At 70.8% G+C, this 18789-nt stretch carries 14 protein-coding genes; 6 read left to right on the top strand and 8 right to left on the bottom strand.

Annotation, left to right across the window (positions count from 1 at the left end):
- Positions 1–45: 45 nt before the first annotated feature.
- Together AC5L36_RS01555 and AC5L36_RS01550 are read right to left on the bottom strand one after the other, a co-directional pair.
- Positions 46–3063, bottom strand: a complete 3018-nt coding sequence (locus AC5L36_RS01555) for an AfsR/SARP family transcriptional regulator (protein WP_441215997.1) — start codon at positions 3061–3063, stop codon at positions 46–48.
- Positions 3064–3213: 150 nt separating this feature from the next.
- Entirely contained in the window at positions 3214–3996 is a 783-nt protein-coding gene (locus tag AC5L36_RS01550; protein ID WP_494907260.1) for a tetratricopeptide repeat protein, read from the bottom strand.
- 693 nt (positions 3997–4689) lie between these two features.
- Between AC5L36_RS01550 and AC5L36_RS01545 the strand changes: the two genes are divergently transcribed.
- Genes AC5L36_RS01545 through AC5L36_RS01530 form a run of 4 tightly spaced genes read left to right on the top strand, consistent with a single transcriptional unit; the run spans position 4690 to position 9507 of the window.
- Positions 4690–7218, top strand: coding sequence for a putative bifunctional diguanylate cyclase/phosphodiesterase (locus tag AC5L36_RS01545; protein ID WP_441215999.1), 2529 nt, complete (start codon positions 4690–4692; stop codon positions 7216–7218).
- Positions 7215–8489 carry a glycosyltransferase family 87 protein gene (locus AC5L36_RS01540; protein WP_441216000.1) on the top strand — a complete coding sequence of 425 codons (1275 nt, stop codon included), beginning with the start codon at positions 7215–7217 and terminating at the stop codon, positions 8487–8489. Before AC5L36_RS01545 ends, AC5L36_RS01540 begins: the two co-directional genes overlap by 4 nt.
- A complete protein-coding gene (locus tag AC5L36_RS01535) occupies positions 8444–9103 on the top strand; it encodes a phosphoribosyltransferase (RefSeq protein ID WP_441216001.1) in 660 nt (219 codons plus the stop codon). The genes AC5L36_RS01540 and AC5L36_RS01535 overlap by 46 nt, the downstream gene beginning before the upstream one ends.
- A 26-nt stretch (positions 9104–9129) precedes the next feature.
- Positions 9130–9507, top strand: a complete 378-nt coding sequence (locus tag AC5L36_RS01530) for a TFIIB-type zinc ribbon-containing protein (protein WP_441216002.1) — start codon at positions 9130–9132, stop codon at positions 9505–9507.
- A 54-nt stretch (positions 9508–9561) separates the two neighbouring features.
- Here the strand turns inward: AC5L36_RS01530 and AC5L36_RS01525 are convergent, their stop codons facing one another.
- Positions 9562–12216, bottom strand: coding sequence for a replicative DNA helicase (locus AC5L36_RS01525; protein ID WP_441216003.1), 2655 nt, complete (start codon positions 12214–12216; stop codon positions 9562–9564).
- Positions 12217–12582: 366 nt separating this feature from the next.
- Here AC5L36_RS01525 and AC5L36_RS01520 point away from each other — a divergent pair, with 366 nt between their 5' ends.
- A complete protein-coding gene (locus tag AC5L36_RS01520) occupies positions 12583–14589 on the top strand; it encodes a hypothetical protein (RefSeq protein ID WP_441216004.1) in 2007 nt (668 codons plus the stop codon).
- Between the two features lie 544 nt (positions 14590–15133).
- On the opposite strand, the gene rplI is transcribed toward AC5L36_RS01520, so the two are convergent.
- The 5 genes from rplI to AC5L36_RS01495 form a co-directional block, all read right to left on the bottom strand.
- Positions 15134–15586 (bottom strand): 50S ribosomal protein L9, encoded by a 453-nt coding sequence (rplI, locus tag AC5L36_RS01515; protein WP_441216005.1) that lies wholly within the window; start codon positions 15584–15586, stop codon positions 15134–15136.
- 14 nt (positions 15587–15600) lie between these two features.
- Positions 15601–15840 carry a 30S ribosomal protein S18 gene (gene rpsR / locus AC5L36_RS01510; RefSeq protein ID WP_173040721.1) on the bottom strand — a complete coding sequence of 80 codons (240 nt, stop codon included), beginning with the start codon at positions 15838–15840 and terminating at the stop codon, positions 15601–15603.
- 47 nt (positions 15841–15887) lie between these two features.
- Positions 15888–16433: a single-stranded DNA-binding protein gene (locus AC5L36_RS01505; RefSeq protein ID WP_441216006.1), complete on the bottom strand. Its 546-nt coding sequence runs from the start codon at positions 16431–16433 to the stop codon at positions 15888–15890.
- A gap of 73 nt (positions 16434–16506) precedes the next feature.
- Entirely contained in the window at positions 16507–16797 is a 291-nt protein-coding gene (rpsF, locus tag AC5L36_RS01500; protein ID WP_441216007.1) for a 30S ribosomal protein S6, read from the bottom strand.
- A 251-nt stretch (positions 16798–17048) separates the two neighbouring features.
- Entirely contained in the window at positions 17049–17840 is a 792-nt protein-coding gene (locus AC5L36_RS01495) for a hypothetical protein (protein WP_441216008.1), read from the bottom strand.
- A 165-nt stretch (positions 17841–18005) separates the two neighbouring features.
- Between AC5L36_RS01495 and AC5L36_RS01490 the strand changes: the two genes are divergently transcribed.
- On the top strand, positions 18006–18782 hold the full coding sequence (locus AC5L36_RS01490; protein WP_441216009.1) for a deoxyribonuclease IV: 777 nt from the start codon (positions 18006–18008) through the stop codon (positions 18780–18782).
- Positions 18783–18789 lie beyond the last annotated feature (7 nt).

Below are 18789 nucleotides of genomic sequence, written 5' to 3'. Positions count from 1 at the left end.
ATCGACAAAAAATCGATAATGCGGCGATAGCCTCTCAGCGGACTCTCAGGGACCCCTGGCCGGCGCGAGCGCGGAAAGGTGCTGCTCCACCGCGTACCGCTCCGGCACCTCTATCCGGCGGAAGAGGACCAAGGCCCGCTCCCAGTGGCGGCGCGCCTCGGCGGGATCGTCGTCCACGCGGCAGGCGGCGATGCCGGACAGCGCCCTTCCCTGTTCGTACGGGTTGCCAAGGCTCGTCGCGAGCGCGAGCGCCTGCTCGTGCATCTCGACGGCCTCACGCGACCGGCCGGCGCGGACGAGGGTTCGGCCGAGGTCGTTCATGGTGGCGACGTCCATGCTCCGCTGCCCCACGGCGGTGGAGCGGCGCAGGGCGACCCGGTGAAGCCGCTCCGCCTCCGCCAGGTGACCGAGCTCGCGGTGGGCGTTGGCCAGGTCGTTGGTCGACTCGGCCACCCCCAGGCGGACACCGATCCGCTGCTTGAGCGCGAGCGACGCGTTGATGAGCCGGATCGCCTGGCGGGCGTCGCCCATGCGGGCACGCACCGCGCCGATGTGACCAAGTGCCTGGGCCACGTGGTACGTGACACCGCTCTGCCGGCCGAGGAAGAGGTGCAGCCGGTGTACCCGGAGCGCTTCGTCCAGCCGGCCGAGGTACATCAACGGGATGCCGAGGTTGGGCAGGATCAGCAGGACCGACACGTCGAGCAGGCGCCGGCTCTCGGCGAGCGCCCGTTCGTTCAGCGCGACGGCTTGGTCGAACCGCCCGAGGTGCGCGTAGACGCTGGCCGCGTTTGCCCGGGTCTGCGAGGCGCCGGCGACATCCCCGATGCGCTCGCGCAGCCTGACCGCGATCTCCAGGTGCTGGATGGACTCCAGGAAGCGGCCGACGCGCTGGTAGCCCGATGCGAGGTAGTTGTGCATCGCGGCGATCGCTTTGTCGTCATTCAGCCGCTCGGCGGCACGGAGGCCGCGCTGCTGTAGCTCGATGATGTCGTCGTAGTAGCCGCGCAGGAAGTGGAACCGCCACGCCGCCCGAGCCAGCCGCCAGACGTACCCGTCGAGGCCGGCCTCCTCGGCGAGGCGTATGAGGGCGCGGACGTTCGACCGCTCGCGCTCGAGCCAGTCGCTGTCGACGGTGCCCTGTGCCTGGAGCAGGTCCGGCCGCGCCGGTGGGGCGAGGTCGAGGTGGCGCCGCAGCGCGGGCGGCTCCAGCGGCTCGGTCACCGCCGCGGCGGAGTGCACGTAGTAGTCGAGGAGCGCGGCCATGGCGGCCTCCCGCTGCTGCGCGTGATCGACGGCCTGGGTAAGGGCGTTGGCGTACTCGCTCATCAGGTCGTGCAGGCGGAACCGCCCCGCGTCGGGCTCCTCCACGAGATGGCGGTCGACAAGCTCGTCGATCACCTGCGCGGTCTCCGGCAGGGAGAGGCCGGACAGCGCCGCCGCCGCCTCGACCGGGAAGTGCTCACCCGGCCACAGCCCGAGAAGCCGGAACATCCGCTTCGTCGGCGAGCGCAGGGGAGCGTAGGACAAGCCGAACGCGCTGGCGATCGAGCGGTTTTCCGCGGTCAGCTCGGCGAGGACCGTCGCCTGGTGCCCGAGCCGGTCGGCGAGATCCGCAAGGCGCCAGCCCGGACGGTGGGCCAGCCGTGCGCCAGCCAGCCGGATCGCCAGCGGCAGGTATCCACAACGCGCCACCACCTGGCCGGCCGCCTGCGGCTCGGCCCGCACCCGCGCCGGTCCGACGGTGTTTGCCAGCAGCTCGACCGCCTCCTCAGCCGAAAGCTCGGGAAGCGACTGCGGATGCCCGCCCTCCATCGCGGCGAGGCGGCGCCGGCTTGTCACCAGGACCATCGACGCACCGGTCGTGGGCAGCAGCGGGGTGACCTGGTCGGTGCTCGCCGCGTTGTCGAGCACGACGACGGCGCGGTGCCGGGCCAGCTCGGTGCGCCAGAGGGCGATCCGGTTGTCGACGTCCGCCGGGATGCGGTCGCCCGAGACGCCGATCTGCCGGAGCAGGGTGACCAGCGCCGGGGCCGGCTCGACCGGGCTGCTTTCGCCGTGGCCCTGTAGGTCGATGAAGAGCTGCGCGTCCGGGTAGTGCCCGGCGAGCTGGTGCGCGACGTGGACCGCGAGCGTGGTCTTTCCGCTGCCGGCCATGCCGTCGATCACCTGGATGACCGGGTGGTCACCGGCCTCCCGCCCCGCGCCGAGCAGGCGCGCCACGAGATCCGCCCGGCCGGTGAAGTCGGCGACCCGGCGCGGTAACCAGCTCGCCACCGGCGCCGGCGGCTGGGTGGTCACGGCCGGACCTGGCTCCACGGCGGGCTTCAGCAGGTCTCGGTGCAGCCTGCGCAGGGCCGGACCCGGCTCGATGCCGAGTTCCTCGCCGAGTGCCCGCCGCGCCGCGGTGTAGGTGCTCAGCGCGCCGGGGACGTCGCCCGCGGCGGCCCGCGCCCGCATCAGCAGCCCGTACGCCCGTTCGCGCAGGGGGTGCATCTGGGTGTGGTCGCGCATCAGCCGGGCGGCCTCGGCCGGCTGGCCCAGCTCGAGGTGGACGTCGGCGAGATCCTCGGTGGCGACCAGCCGCTCCTCTTCCAGCGCCGCGCTACGGGCCGCGAGCACCGGGCCCTGCGTCACGCCGGCCAGCATCGAACCGCGCCAGCGCGCCAACGCACCGGCCAGCACGGTGGCCGCCTTGGCCGGCTCGCCTGCGGCCCGCAGCTCACGGGCGCCCTGGCACTCGTCGAGGAAAGCCTGAAGGTCGACGCCGGATCGGTCGGTCCGCAGCACATACCCGTCGCCCTGCCGGCGGATCAGGCCCCGGGCGGCGTCGGTGGCGTCGAAGAGCCGGCGTAGGTTGGCGGCGTAGGTGCGTGTGTTGGGCACGGCGGAGGCGGGCGGATCGTCCGGCCACAGCTCGTCGATCAGCTCCTCGACACCCACCACGCGACCGGCTTGGACCGCCAGCATCGCCAGCACGGTCTGCTGCTTTCGGGTGCCCAGCGGCAGCGCCGCGCCGTTGGCTCGCACCTCCAACGGCCCTAGGACCCGCACCTCCAACACCGTTTGTCTCCCAGAGAGAAGGATCGATATAGTGTCGGGCCTGCCTAACGCCTGGTCGAGCCGGACGCCGCGTTCCCGCTGATCATAGGCTGTGCCGCACAGAGGCGACCAAGCGTCTCGTCGCGCCGCCGGCCCGCATGAGCGCCGCGACTAGTCAAGACGCCGCTCGATGTCGAATTGCTCCGGAACCTTCATCTGTCTGAAGAGGACCAATGCCCGGCGGGCCTCGGCCGGATCGTCCTTTTCGATCCAGGATGCGATGCCGGCGAGCGCTTTCTGCTGTGCCTCGTGGAGGACCACCACCGCGTCTTCGGGGCGGCCCAGCCAGAGGTACACCAGGCCGAGGTTGGCGCGGGCGGTGCTCGCGCCGAGCGGGTCTCCGCTGCGCTCGTACAGCTCCAGCGCCGCCTTGAGGTGCTTTACCGCTTCCTGATGGCGCCCCATCCGCTGATGGCCCGAAGCGATGTAATTGTGCATGACCGCGGTGCCGAAAAGATCGTAAAGCCCTGCCTCGTCCGCCCGGTGTACGAGCGCGCGGATGTTGGAACGCAGGTAGCCGCACCGCCGGGCCACCTCGTCGGCCGCGCTCGGCTCGGCACCGACCCGATCGGATCCGACCACCTTGCCCAGGAGCTCGATCGCCTCATCGCGGGACATCACGGGCAGCGACTCCGGGCGTACGCCGTCGAGCGGCACGAGACGGCGGCGGCTGGTCTCCAGCGTCACCGACGGCCTGGACACCGGCAGAAGCGGACCGGCCTGCGCGCCGGTCGCCGCGATGTCACCTCCGCCGGCCAGCGCTGTCGCCGGCTTGGCCGGCCACCGCTCGTCGATCAACTCTTCGACGCTCGTGGCCCGACCGGCTTGGACCGCCAACCTCACCAACTCGGTCTGCTGCTTCCGGGTGCCCAGCGGCAAAGCGGCACCATCCACTCGGGCCTCCAACGGCCCCAGGACGCGCACCTCCAACACCGTTTGTCTCCCAGAGAGAAGCATCGATATAGTGTCGGGCCACCAACTATGCAGGGTAACCGGGACAGGGACGCGATCAAGGCGGCGGGTTGCGTTTTCGACCGGTTGCAGGCGAAGGCTTTGGCGCCTCTCGCCATAACGGGATGAAGGCCTAATCGATCTGATCAAATAACCGGCCGAACCGACCTTGCATCCGCATGTGAGAGCCGGCCCACAACACGCGAATCGGACGAGCCGCTATGGTGATAGCGCTTTGCGCGACAGCACGTGATCAGGCCATCTACAAGATCGAGTCTTCCGCCCGGCGACGAAACGCGTAACTGTAGATGGATCGGAAACGCTTCTGATAGAGGCGCCATCGCGCTCCGTCCGCAAACGGGGACAGCCCGTGACAATCCGGGCTAGAGTTACTGATACTGCGCATTACGACACTAATCCGTGTGAACCGCGCGACGTTTACCTTAGGCTCCTTCTCAGTAAGACGGGGGCCAGATCGGCACATAGCGGCGAAACAATTTTCCCGCTTAGTGCATCGAAAGAAGGGGAGACGTCATGCGCGGCAGCGACTGGCAGTGAAGTAGTCCCTGACATCCCCCGACCGAGTAGGCTACCCAGTCAGATCACCGGACTTCTCGGCACCGCGAGGATCTGGCTTTGGCCGACAGACTTCGACGTGACATTGGGACCGATCGGCGGCTGCTGCTGCTTGTCGGTCTCGTCGTCGGGTTTGCCTCCGCCGCGGTCGTGGCGGCTCTCTACCTAACCTCCCACCGTCCACCCGAGCACGCGTCCGACGTCGCGACGATCGTGGCCATCACCGGCCTGATCGCGGCCGGGACTGTCGTCAAGGTGCCCCTGCGCATCCGGTCGACCACGCACGCCATCACGTGGGTCGAGGCCGCCGTCATGATCGGCCTCGGTGTCGCACCGGCTGAGTGGGTGGTGCTGAGCACCGCCGTCGGCGTGGCGGGCGGCTCGATGTTCCTGCGGTTGTCGCCGCTCAAGACGGCGTTCGGCGCGGGAAAGAACGCGTTGGTCGCGGCCGCCGCCGGTGGAGTCCTCCATCTCTTCGGATGGCAGGGCGCCGCCGCCGAGCCGCTGGAGATGATCGTCCCGCTGGCCGCGGCGTACGCCGTCGCCGCTGTCGTCGACGACGTCCTCGCCATCCCCGTGATCGCGCTGGCCGCGCAGGCGAGCATCGTCCAAAAGTTCCGCAGCAACTGGGATCTGCGTCTCGCCGGGTTCGCCGTCCGCTTCGTCGTGGTGCTGTGCACGCTGGTGCCACTCCACGCCGACCGGCGCTTCCTCATCGCGATGCCGTTCCTGATCCTCAGCCTTCACCTCTCGTATTCCGCGCGGGTGCGCTACCGGGTCGAGCGCGAGGCGTGGCAACGGCTGGCACAGGTCACCGACGCGCTCAACGACGTCGACCTCGACGCGGTGCTGAGCAGCGCCGTCACCCGCGCCGCCGAGCTCTTCTCGGTCGACGAGGTCGAGGTGGAGCTGCACGACCGGCCCAGGCTCGTGCGGGGCAACGCCCGGGGCGTCACCTACGACGGGCCCGCCGACCGGGCACCGGCCACCACGGGCTCCGTCATCCCGCGCGCCCTGGAAGGGCACGACGGTCGCGCCGACGTCGGCGAGCTGCGGCTACGGGTGCGCGGCCAGGTAAAGCTCTCCGAGCGCGAGCGGTACACGCTGCGCACCTTCGCCTCCGCGCTCTGCACGGCCGTCCGCAACGCGTCGGCGTACGAGGAGCTGACCAGGGTCGCCGACGAGCACGCGCGGGCGGCCGCGCACGACGCGCTCACCGGGCTGGCCAACCGGCGTCAGCTGCTGGAGCACGGCACCGAGCTGCTCGCCAACCGCCACGCCGACGGGGTCACCGCGCTGGTGCTGATCGACCTCAACCACTTCAAAGAGGTCAACGACACGCTCGGCCACGCCGCCGGCGACCGGGTGCTCGTCGAGGTGGCGTCGCGGCTACGCCAGGAGGCCCGCCCCGACGACCTCGTCGCACGGCTGGGTGGAGACGAGTTCGCCGTGCTCATCACCGGGCTGCCCGCGCCCGCCATCGCGGCACACCGGGCCGAGGGCCTGCTCGCCGCGCTGCACGTTCCCATGGCGCTCGACGGCATGCGGATCAGCGTCGAGGCCAGCGGTGGCATCGCGGTCGCGCCGGGCAGCGGCGGGATGCCCGAGCTGCTGCGCCGCGCCGACGTCGCGATGTACCAGGCCAAGCGCTCGGGGCAGCGCACCGCCACGTACGCCCGGGCCCGCGACACCGCCGACGTCGGCCGCCTCGCGCTCGGCGGCGACCTGCCGCGGGCGCTGACCCAGCACGAGTTCACCGTGACCTTCCAGCCGATCGTCGACCTGGGCAGCGGGGAGGTGCTCGCCGCCGAGGCGCTGGCCAGGTGGCACCACCCCGACCGGGGCAACCTCGACCCCCTGCGCTTCCTGGAGACGGTCGAGCGCTCCGGCCTGCTGCCCGCGTTCGCCGACGCGGTGCTCGACCAGTCGCTCGTTGCGGCCGGCGCCTGGCGCGACGCCGGATTCGACCTGCCGGTCGCGGTCAACGTCTCGCCGCGCAGCCTGCTCGACCCGCGCTTCCCCAGCTCCGTGGTGGCCCGGCTGCGCGCACACGACCTGCCGCCCGACCGGCTCTTCCTGGAGCTGACCGAGACGCTCACGATCAGCCAGCTCGAAGTCGTCGACCAGGTGCTCGGCCAGCTGCGCGACGCGGGCGTGCGGCTCGCGCTCGACGACTTCGGCACCGGCTACTCGTCGCTGTCCGTGCTCTCCCGCATCCCCGTACACGAGCTGAAGATCGACCGCGGCTTCGTGCGTGAGATGGAGAGCTCGCCTGAGGCGGCGGCGGTCATCCGCTCCACATTGGACCTCGGGCGCAGCCTCAACCTCGTCGTGGTCGCCGAAGGCGTCGAGAGCGAGCCGCAGCGGCGGGCGCTGTGGGAGATGGGTTGCACCGCCGGCCAGGGCCACCTCTTCGCCCGCCCTATGCCGTCGGCCCGCCTGCTCGCCGCACTGCACCGCGGCTCCGGCGGCCGCCCCGGCACGCTCGCCCCCGCGCTGCACGACGAGGGCTCGGTCATCCGCCTCTCGCCCGGCCGCCGGGCCGGTGGACGCAACCGCGGTGATCGCCTGCCACACTTGCCCGCGTGAGTGCCGCTGCCAGGGATCGCACCCTCGTCGTCGACCTCGCGCTCTACGGGCTCTCGGCCGCTTTCGCCGCCGTCACCGCGGCCACCTCGACGCTGCTGCCACACCGCGCCTGGGGCGCGGTCGCCGCCGCCGGCTACGCGGTCGCGGCCATCGCCGTCGTGGTCCAGCTCGTCGCCCACCGATCGGGTACCCGGCAACGAGCGCTCATCGCCGGGTTCGCGTTCGTCACCACGGCGCTGCTGCCGATGGTGATCCAGGCGGTGCAGCGGGCCGGCGGGCGCACCGACCGGGCCCAGGAGGAAGTGATCGTCATCGAGCACGGCGGCCAGCGCCTGCTCGACCACGGCACGCCGTACCTGTCCAGCGACACCATCGCCACCCTGCCACCGGGTGAGCAGCTGCTCGGCTACCTGCCGTACCAGCCCGGGATGGCCCTCTTCGGCCTGCCCCGCGCGATTGCCGGCGACGCCTGGTGGACGGACGCACGCATCTGGTTCGCCCTGGTCACCATCGCCGCGCTGGGACTCGCGATCCAGCTGCTCGATCGGGGACCCGCGCTGCTGCGCGCCCTTCAAATCGGCACCGTCCTCCCACTCGTACCGCTCACGATGGCGACGGGCGGTGACGACGTGCCGGTACTCACGCTGTGTCTTTTGGCTCTGGCCTTGTGTGCCGCGCGCCGTTACGGCGCGGCGGGGATCGCGGTGGGACTGGCCGCCGCGCTCAAACTCTTCGCGTGGCCGGTCGTGGCCGTGCTGCTGGTCCACGCGCTGACCGCCGGCCGTCCGCAGGTGGTCCGGCTCGCCGCCGGCGCCATCGGCCTGCCTGCGCTCGCGCTGCTGCCCGCAGTGCTGGTGGATGCCACCGCGTTCGTCGACAACGTGATCCGCTTCCCCCTCGGCGAAGGCGTCGTCACGAGCCCCGCGCAATCCCCGTTCCCCGGCTATCTGATCGCCGACAACCTGCCCGGCGGCCGGGTCATCGCGGGCGCGCTCCTCGCCGTGGCGGCGGTGGCCATCGCCGTCTGGCTCACCCGCCGCCCACCCCGCACTGCCGCCGCGGCCGCCACCATCTGCGGGTACGGGCTGCTGGCCGCGATCCTGCTGATGCCCTCGACCCGGTTCGGGTACCTGCTGTATCCGGTCGCGTTCCTGGCATGGGTGCCCGCGCTGCGCCGCCCGTCCGCACCTGGCGTGGTCGCCGGCAACGGCGTACACCTAGAGGGATGGGAGCCGCCTACCGAGACCGGCGGACGGCCGGCGCGGCGCTAGCCGACCGGCTGTGGGCCTACGCCGGCCGGCCCGAGGCGGTCGTGCTCGGTCTGGTCCGCGGCGGCGTGCCGGTGGCCGCCGAGGTCGCGACCCGGCTCGGCATCCCACTCGACGTGCTCGTGGTGCGCAAGCTCGGCGTGCCGTGGGCACCCGAGGTGGCGTTCGGCGCGCTCGGTCCGCACGGTGTGCGCGTGCTCAACGACGACATCGCCGACCGGCTCGAGCCGCAGCAGATCGCCGAGGTCACCCGCAAGGAGGAGGCCGAGCGGTCGCGGCGCGAGGAGCGCTACCGGGCCGGCCGCCCACCCCTCGACCTGGCCGGCCGGGTCACCGTGATCGTCGACGACGGCCTCGCGACCGGCGCCACCGCCCGCGCCGCCGTGGTGGTCGCGCGCCGCCTCGGCGCCGAGCGCATCGTGCTGGCCGCACCGGTCGGCTCGGCGGATGCGTGCGCCGGCCTCGCCTCGGTGGCCGACGAGGTGGTCTGCCCGGTGTGCGCGAACGAGTTCGGCGCGGTGAGCCGCTATTACCACGATTTCCACCAGGTGACCGACGACGAGGTCGGCACGATACTCGCCCGCACCGGTTCGGGGGATCGTGCCTCAGAGCCGTGAGTGGCGTCACCCGGTACCGTCGAGGGATGCAGATGACCTGTCCGAAATGCCGCGGCGAGATGCGTCAGTATGAGCGCAGCGGCGTCACCGTCGACCAGTGCGGCGAGTGCCGCGGGATCTTCCTTGACCGGGGCGAGCTGGAGAAACTCTTCGAGGCCGAGGCCAACTGGAACCAGCAGCACACCGCGCCGCCCGCCGGCCAGCGCCCGCCGGCCCCGGCCAGCGGTGGATACGCACCGCCGCCCCCGCCGCCGCCCGGTGGCTACGCTCCGCCGCCTCCCGCGCCTGCCCACGGCTACCCCGCGCCGGCCCCGGCGTACGGGGGTGGTCAGCAGCACTACGGCTACCACGGCCACTACCGCCACAAGCGTCGCAAGGGCTTCCTCGGCGAGCTCTTCGACTGAGACCCACGCTCGTCGCCTCCCGGTCCGGCGCACGCCGGACCGGGATGGCCCGCGTCAGACAATCGCCATGTCGACGAAGCGAGACAGGTGAAGCTGGGCCGCCACCGTGACGGTGTCCGTCGGACCATTTCGATGCTTCGCCACGATGAAGTCGGCCTCTCCCGCCCGCGGCGACTCCTTGTCGTAGTAGTCGTCGCGGTGAAGCAGGAGGACGACGTCGGCGTCCTGCTCGATGCTGTTGTGGGTGGCGATGCCGTTCGCGATGAAGTTGTGAGTGCCCATCACCGTGGCGTCGTAGACCTCTCGCTCGCCGAGCGGCTCGATCGAGACGATCTCATCCCAGAAGACGTCATTTGTGGCGTGCAACTCCAGGTCTGCTGACTCCAGCACCGCCGCGATGCGGGCCAGCCGCTGTCGGCTCGGCGCGCGTTTCCGGACGGCGAACTGGCGGTGCGCCATCTTCTGCTCGGCGAGAACCTCCCGAACCCGTTGCCACACGTCCGTCGGCACGGTGTCGATGTTCGTATTGCCCGCCACGTCCTCGAGCACGGACAGCAGTCTCTGGCACGCGGCGCCCCAACCGCCGTGGACGCCGATCTCACGTAAGAAGCGCAGCTGGTCATCGCGCCCGGACACGTCGAGCGCGTACTGCGGTCGGTAGGCCACCGGTCGGATCTCTCGAAGGCGGGCGGTAATGCCGAACCTCAGCAACAGCCGTGCGACATCCTCGGCCATCCGGCGACTTGTCGAACCGAAGTAGATCCGTCCCGCACGACCGGCGGTCGTCACAGATCCATCTGTCGCCCACAGGTGCCGGAGAAACATCGACACCTGCTTCTTGGGCAGCGAGAACACCCCGGCCGGCACGAACTTCTCATGCGACCGCAGTCCGAACAAGCCGAGCGCGTCCAGCCACGCCGCGATTGGGTTGCGACGGCCCCGAGCCAGCCGATAGGGCGCTGGCAGCCGAAGCGTCGTCACCCTTGCCGCCGCGTACTCGTCACGGACGGCGGTGATGCCGAAGTGCTTTGCTGCCTCTGCGACCGCCCGCAGGTTTTCCTCGTCTACGCTCGCGTATCGGATCGGCTGCCGCCGGACGAAGGAACCGTCACCGAGGAGATGGGCCAGCAGCACTATTTCCTCGTCCGCCCAAGGCTTGATGGTCAGCGGGGGCGGGATATGCCGCGGCGTGGCGAGGCGCATCCCCGCCGCCAACTCGCCGAGTGGCCGCCACCCGTCGAACGTGAGGAATGGGTGGTTGGCGGTCGCTTCGATCTCCTTGCCGGAGGCGAGCCGAAGCTGAAAGACCTCCTTGCGCCCACTGGGGAACGCATGCGTCATGGTGCGGGGCGTATATCTCAGGCTCTCGTCCAAGGCCCATACAGGGACGTCTTTGGCGCCAGAGGAGAGCAACTCGCCGAGCGTGACCTCCGCGTTGGTGTCTGCACGAATCAGTCGGGTGTCAGCGGTCACACATCCCGACTCACGAAGATCGGACAGCTGGGGGCGCTTGTCGGTGCGCTGCTCGGGACCTCGGTTGAGCTGGCTCACCGCGATCACCGGGCACTCGACCTCTTTGGCCAGCAGCTTGAGGCCACGCGACAGCTCCGCGACCTCCTGCTGGCGGCTCTCGGTGCGCTTGGGCGAGGACATCAGCTGGAGGTAGTCGACGACGATCAGCTTGAGATCGTGGCGCTGCTTGAGACGGCGCGCCTTCGCCCGGATCTCCATGAGGTTCATGCTGGGCGTGTCGTCGACGTACAGCGGGGCCTCGCTGATCTCGCCCATGCGGCGGGCCAGCTTGGTCCAGTCGTCATCGGACAGTTGGCCGGAGCGGAGCACGTGCAGCGGCACCCGCGCCTCGGCCGAGAGCAGTCGCATCACGATCTCGACCTTGCTCATTTCCAGCGAGAAGATCGCGCTCGCGCAGTTATGCCTGATGGCGGCGTTTCGGGCAAAGTCCATAGAAACTGTTGATTTGCCCAGACCGGGTCGGCCGGCGACGATCACGAGCTGGCCGGCGTGCAAGCCGTTGAGCAGGCGGTCGAGGTCGGTGAAGCCGGTCGGCACGCCGGTCATCACGCCGCCCTGGGCGCCGACCGCCTCGATCTCGTCGAGTGTGGGCTGGAGCATGTCGGCAAGCACCGCGAAGTCTTCGCTGACCCGCCGCTCGGTCACGTCGTACACGGCCTGCTGGGCCAGGTCGACCACGTCGTCGACATCGCGCCCGGCACCGGACGCGGCGCCGTAGCCGAGCTGCACGATGCGGGTGCCGGCCTCGACGAGGCGGCGCAGCACCGCCCGCTCGCCGACGATGCGCGCGTAATACGCCGCGTTGGCGGCGGTCGGCACGCTGGCGATGAGCGTGTGCAGGTAGGGCGCGCCGCCGACGCGGCCGAGGTCGCCGGTGTCGGCGAGCGCGGCGGCGACCGTGATCGGGTCGGCCGGCTCTCCCCGCCCGTACAGGTCGAGGACCGCGTCGAAAATGGTCGCGTGCACCGGGCGGTAGAAGTCGCCGGGCTTGAGGATCTCGACCACGTCGGCGATCGCGTCCTTCGACAGCAGCATGCCGCCGAGCACGCACTGCTCCGCCGCCACGTCTTGCGGTGGCGTCTTGTCGAACTGCCCGTCGAATCCGCCTGGACCGCCGGGCGGCGGGGGATCGGCAGGTGGGCGGCCAGCCGGCCGCACGTCGTCGCTGACCGACACCCGTCCCCCCTCCCCCCACGTGATCGACTCCGCGCAAGCGAACCGCACGGGTACGACAGTTTGCACGAAGGCCGAGCGGACACCATACGAAAACCCTGGTCAGCACCTCAAATACGCCGGTGGACGAGTCTTGGGACAACCTGTGGACAGTCACCCGCGGGGGTGTGTGCAGCCTGTGCACAGGCTGTGTATAACCACTGGGGATTACCCGCCCGGTAGGGTGTGACGTGGGCGGACTCGGTCCCCAAGGTGTGGAGGAAGAATTCAGGGTCTGCCGAGGCCCTGATTACGGCATATCATGACCATCGACGGATGTGCCCAGGGGCCAGTTGCGGTCTGAAGACATCAGGAAAGGTCAGCTTGACCGTGGACTACCGGGACTGGGGGTTCGACTCTCGCGACCGGCGTGAGCGCCGGTCTGCTGACGAGGCTCGCCCCCAGAGCTGGGACTACACCGGCGAGAGCGGTGCGCACCGGGCCGATCTCGGCGGCGCTGGTGGCTACCCGTCTGGCGGCTCCTCCTCCTATTCGTCCGGCGCCTCCGGCAGCATCTACCGCGGCCGCCGCCGCCAGCAGGATGACGCCGTCGCCGACGACCGGCCATATGGGCGGCGCAGTGCCCGCACCCGGTGGCAGCAGGGCGACGAAGACAGCACCGGCACCTTCAGCCGCTACGAGGAGCCCGACGACCGCGGTGGCCGCCACGCGAGCGGGTGGTCACCCGAGGTCGCGCCGACGAGTGGCTGGACCCCGTCGTCGGCGCCGACGAGCGGGTGGGTCGGCGCGGCGAGCACGAGCGAGTGGACCCGCGAGGCCTACACAGGCGAGTGGACTCGGGGCGATTTCACCGGCGAGTGGCATCGCGACACCGGCGAGCCGCTCATGCCGTCCAGATCGGACAGTGGCCGCCGCGCCGCGCCGGACGGCCGCCGCCGGACCGCCCCCGACTGGCGCGAGCTGCCCGACGAGCCCAGCGGCTACGACGACCGGCGTCCGGCCGTTCCGCCGCAGCGTGACGGCTTCACCGACACCAGCGAGTGGGTGCCGCCCGCCGGCGAGCAGGCCGGCGACGGTCAGGCGTCCCGCCCCCGGCGGCCAGAGTGGGCGGTCGGCCTCGACCCGGCGTCGACGGGGCGCCGGCGCCGATCCTGGCAAGACCAGACCGAGGCGCGGTGGCCGAGCACCCGTTCTGACAGCGGCCGCGCGGAGGAGCCCTCCGGGTCGTGGTCGAGCAGCGCGCCGGTTTCCGGCCTGTCCAGCACACCCGGGTGGTCCGGCCGGAGCGAGGTGCCGGCGGCCCGCCTCTCCGACGACGACCCGCGGTGGGTTGGCATCCCGTCGTCAGCCCCGCGGTCGCCGGCGGTCGCGTTTCCGGATGAGCCCGACTACGACGACCGGCCCGGCGCCCGGAGCACACCCACGACCTTCCGCGGCGACGACCTCAGGGGAGCGGCACCGCGCCGCGACGACCCCCCGACGACCTATCGCGCCCGCGCCGAAGCACCACCGGCCGACTGGCGCGCACCCGCCACCCCGGAGATCGAGCGCGGCGTCGCCGACGCACCTACGCGCGACTGGCGCGCACCGATCGCCGCCCCGGAGATCGAGCGCGGCGTCGCCGACGCACCTACGCGCGACTGGCGCGCACCGATCGCCGCCCCGGAGATCGAGCGCGGCGTCGCCGACGCACCTACGCGCGACTGGCGCGCACCGATCGCCGCCCCGGAGATCGAGCGCGGCGTAGCCGACGCGCCCACCCGCGAGTGGCGGGCGGCCGCCGCCGCCCCCGAGATCGAGCGCGGCGTAGCCGACGCACCTACACGCGACTGGCGCGCACCGACCGCCGCTCCGGTGACCGAGCGGGGCGTAGCCGACGCACCTACGCGCGACTGGCGCGCACCCTCGACCGTCGCCGGTGCCGAGCGTCCCGCCGCCCTGGCGCCTGGCCGCGCGGCGGCGGCAGCGCCGGCCGGGTGGCGTGCACCAGCCGCTGACGCCGGCCGCGAGCGCGCCCTGGGTGCGGCTGTCCGGCGGGTAGCGACGCCCGACGAGCTCGAAGACGAGTACATCCGCGCACCAGGCGGTGTAATGGCGGCGATCCTGGCCACCCTCGCCTGGTACACGGTGCCGCTGCTCCTGTTCGCCGTCTACACGGTCGTGCAGGGCGAGGAGTCCCAGGTGCTGGGCTCGCTCTCCGGCGGCCTGACCCGCTTCGCGGCGGCCCTGGCGGTCAGCCTGGTCGTGGCGGTCCTGCTGCGCTGGGTCAGTAATACGTGGCGTTCGGTCAGCGTGGGTCTGGCGGCCGCCGTCGTGGGCGGCGGACTGTCCACTGTGCTGCTTTCCGCGATCAGCGGCCAGCCGCTCGGCGGCTAGCGCCCGCCGGAAACCAGCGGCCAGCCCTTCTACGGCTAGGGCGCGGCGGTGTCCCGCGACGACTGGAACACCAGTGCCGTTAAACCGCCGCTATAACAGCACTGGTGTTCCAGTCGCGCCGCCGCGGGGAGCGGCGCGGGCACGCCGCTCCCCGCTTGGCTCTAGGGCCTGTTTCAAAAGGATTGTCGAGGCGAGCCGGAGTCCAGGCCGCGTCCGGTGGTGGCGGGCGTAAGGTCGCATACCGGTGTTGTACGCGGCCCTACGCCCGACGCCGCTGGTCGTGTCTGGGCTCGGCGAGCCCGGCAAGGACTTTGTAAACAGGCCCTAGCGCCAGCCGGAAACCAGCGGCCAGCCGCTCGGCGGCCAGCGCCCGCCGGAAACCAGCGGCCCCCCGGCGGCCAGCGCCCCGCGGAAACCAGCGGCCAGCTCCCTCGGCGGCCAGCGCCCCGGCGGAAATCAGCGGCCAGCCCATAGGCGGCTGGCGCGCGGCGGACGAGTAAACGAAAACGGGGGCGCCGAAGCGCCCCCGTCTGTCGTGCGTGCCTTACTTGGCCTTGACCACCGTCAGGTCGAAGCGGGCCGTGACCTCCGGGTGCAGCTTGACCCGGATCTGGTGCGCGCCGAGCGACTTGATGTGCCCGGAGAGCTCCAGCCGGCGCCGGTCGAGAGCCGGGCCGCCCGCGGCGCGCACGGCCTCGACGACCTCGGTCGGGGTGACCGAGCCGAAGAGGCGGCCGCCGTCGCCGGCGCGAGCCGACAGGCTGACCTTGGTCAGCCCTTCGAGCTGGGCCTTGATCTCGTTGGCGTGGCCCAGGTCGCGGATCTCCCTGGCCTCGCGGGCCCGTCGGATCACGCTGACCTGCTTTTCCGCGCCCTTCGACCACGTGATGGCGAAGCCCTGCGGGAGGAGGTAGTTACGGCCGTAGCCGTCCTTGACCTCCACCACGTCGCCAGGGCTGCCGAGGCCGGACACCTCCTGAGTCAGAATGATCTTCATCGTGGTGCCTCCCCTCAGCGCGCCGTCGTGGTGTACGGCAGGAGCGCCATCTCGCGGGCGTTCTTGACCGCACGGGCGATCTGCCGCTGCTGCTGGGACGTCACCCCGGTCACCCGCCGAGCGCGGATCTTGCCGCGGTCGGAGATGAACTTGCGCAGCAGCGCCGTGTCCTTGTAATCGATGTAGGTGATCCCCTCCTTGTCGAGCGGGTTCACCTTCTTCTTCGGCTTGCGAAGTGCCGCAGCCTTAGCCATTGCTCGTGCTCCTGATGATCCTGTGCCGCCCCGTCGGGGTCCCGGCATTAAAACGGAGGCTCGTCGTCGAAGTTGCTGCCGCCGCCCGAACCGGAGCTGGACGAGGCTGGAGTCGCCGTGGCCCACGGGTCGTCGAAGTTTCCTCCGCCGCCACCGCCGCTCTGGCCACCGCCACCACCGGAACCGAAGCCGCCGCCGCTACCGCCGGAGCGCGACATCTTCTGCACCTTCGCCGTGGCGTACCGCAGCGAGGGGCCGATCTCGTCGACCTCAAGCTCGTAGACGGTGCGCTTCTCACCCTCGCGCGTCTCGTACGACCGCTGGCGCAGCCGGCCCGAGACGATCACGCGGGCGCCCCGCTGGAGCGACTCGGCGACGTTTTCGGCCGCCTGCCGCCACACGGAACAGGATAGGAAGAGCGGCTCGCCGTCCTTCCACTCGCCGGACTGGCGGTCCATGACCCGGGGCGTCGATGCGACCCGGAACTTGGCGACCGCCGCACCCGACGGGGTGAAGCGCAACTCGGGGTCATCGGTCAGGTTTCCGATGACCGTGATGATGGTGTCTCCTGCCATGACCAACTCCTCGCGCACTCATCGTTTGCCGGAAGGCTGCCAGAGCCGTACGACAACACGACGAGGCTGATCCGGGCGAGCCGGCGCCGCGTCAGCGGACGTCCGGCCGGATGACCTTGGTACGCAGAATGGACTCGTTGAGCCGGAGCTGACGATCCAGCTCTGCGACCGCCTCAGGGGATGACTGCAAGTCGATGACCGCGTAGATGCCCTCGGCCTTCTTCTTGATCTCGAATTGCAGTCGCCTGCGACCCCAGACGTCGAGCTTTTCCACCGAGCCACCCGCGGTGCGGATCACGTTGAGGTACGTGTCCAACGACGGGGCGACGGTGCGCTCCTCGAGGCTTGGATCGAGGATCACCATGATCTCGTAATGACGCAAGACGTGCTCACCTCCTCTGGGCTAGTGGCCACGGTCCGTCCGTGGCAGGAGGTCGTGCGTCTGTCCGCACAAGTGACGCCGTGGGATATGCCCACGGCGACGAGGCGAACCGAACCAGGATACCGGGCTGGCCCGGCATGAAGAGCCGCGGGGCGCCCTATCCGCTTCTTTGGGTGGGACCTGGGGAGGAACGACCACACCGACGAGGTTGGATAGAAGGCGCCCCGCGGAGCCTTGTGTTGACTTGTATATTACGCGACACCCGTCCGAGTTGCACGTTGAGCGATAATCGCCCGAATTGCACCGGCTGAGACGCCCACCACGCAAACTGAGGCGATCAGCGCTAGAAGTCCAATTGGTCCGCTCTTGCGCACCGGCTGCACCGAGGAGAGCGCTTCGGCCGCCACACCCTCGTCGGTACCTGATGTGTCGTCAACGGTAGCCACGGCCTCACCCGAGTCGCCACCGTCTTCGCTGGCCATCGCTGGTTCGGGTGTCTCCGTCACGGCGGGGGAGGGTGTCGGCGTCGCCGTCGGCTCGGCCTCCGGCCGCTCCTCCCGCTGGTCGCCTTCGCCGTCAGCCGGTCGCGCCGGCGAGCCGGGCCGTGGCTTGGAGCCAGGCGCCTTGGCGCGCGGCGCCGGGACGACCTCGACCCGCACCGCCGACTCGTCGGAGAGCATGCAGCTTGGCTTGAGTCCCAGCGTGACCGGCCCGCGGTGGAACACCACCGGCGCCGCCGCGCCGTCCGCGATCTCACCCTGCGCGGCGCCGTCCAGCATCAGCTTCGCCCGGTACCCCGTCTTGTTGACCACGCGCAAGGTGGTCTCCGCCGGGATCGTGACCGAACTCGTGCTGGGATTGGCCGCACAGGAGACGCCGAGGAGCCCTCGGTCGCCGCTGAAGACGACCTCCTTGCCGCTCTCCGCGGGAAGCTGGTCCGGCGCCGGCGCGGCCTGCGCGGCGGCGGTGACCAGCAGCGGCATGGCGGCGAAGAGCGCGGCGACCGCGGTGGCGGCGGCGCGGTGTCGTGCCGGCGGCGGCATTCACCATCTCCCAGGTCGGCGGCGCGCCCGGGAGGCCGCGCTGAGGGACCTCCCGGGCTGGGTCTACTCCGAGTAACGAATTGGGCGAGTCGCCGGTGACGGGTGATTTGTCAGGAACGGCCGCTCGATGACGGACCGTCAGACCACTTCAGTAGGCTCGGCCCCATGCGTATCGGAGCCCACGTCGATTCGACCGACCCGCTGGGCGCCGCGACCGCCCGCGACGCCGACACGGTGCAGTTCTTCCTCACCGATCCCCAGGCGTGGAAGGATCCGTCGCCGCGTGCCGACGCCGAGGCGCTGCGCGCCTCCGACGTCGACGTCTACATCCACGCGCCCTACCGGATCAATGTGGCGACGCTCAACAACCGCATCCGCATCCCCAGCCGCAAGCTGCTGATGAGCCACGCCAAGGGTGCGGCCGACGTCGGGGCGAAGGGCTTGATCGTCCACGGTGGACACGTCGACAAGGTCGAAGACATCGCCACCGGCTTCGACAACTGGCGCAAGGCATTCGAGTACGCGGCGAAGGAGGGCGGCTTTGCCACCCCGGTGCTGATCGAAAACACGGCCGGCGGCGACAATGCCTGCGCCCGCCGCTTCGACGCGCTGGCCCGGTTGTGGGACGCGATCGGCGACTTCGAGCCCGGCTTCTGCCTCGACACATGTCACGCGCACGCGGGCGGCGAAGACCTGCTGACCGCCGTCGACCGGATCAAGGCGATCACCGGCCGCATCGATTTGATCCACGCCAACGACTCCAAGGACGACTTCGACTCCGGGCGAGACCGCCACGACAACCTCGGGAGCGGCAGGATCGACCCCGAGCTCGTGGTCGCCGTCGTGCGCGCGGCCGGCGCGCCGGTTGTGGTGGAGACCCCGGGCGGCGTCGACGGCCAAGCCGCCGACATCACCTTCCTGCGCGACCGAGTCGGCCGATAGGACCCCA

It is taken from the genome of Phytohabitans sp. LZ39 (assembly GCF_059359075.1).
The sequence above is the reverse complement of the archived record's forward strand: the minus strand, read 5'-3'. Positions and strand labels throughout refer to the sequence as shown.

Bases quoted from the DNA above. Each gene is read 5' to 3' on its own strand.
- AC5L36_RS01535 (WP_441216001.1), top strand. From the start codon at position 8,444: ATGGGAGCCGCCTACCGAGACCGGCGGACGGCCGGCGCGGCGCTAGCC.
- AC5L36_RS01530 (WP_441216002.1), top strand. From the start codon at position 9,130: ATGCAGATGACCTGTCCGAAATGCCGCGGCGAGATGCGTCAGTATGAG.
- rplI (WP_441216005.1), bottom strand. From the start codon at position 15,586: ATGAAGATCATTCTGACTCAGGAGGTGTCCGGCCTCGGCAGCCCTGGC.
- rpsR (WP_173040721.1), bottom strand. From the start codon at position 15,840: ATGGCTAAGGCTGCGGCACTTCGCAAGCCGAAGAAGAAGGTGAACCCG.
- AC5L36_RS01495 (WP_441216008.1), bottom strand. From the start codon at position 17,840: ATGCCGCCGCCGGCACGACACCGCGCCGCCGCCACCGCGGTCGCCGCG.
- AC5L36_RS01490 (WP_441216009.1), top strand. From the start codon at position 18,006: ATGCGTATCGGAGCCCACGTCGATTCGACCGACCCGCTGGGCGCCGCG.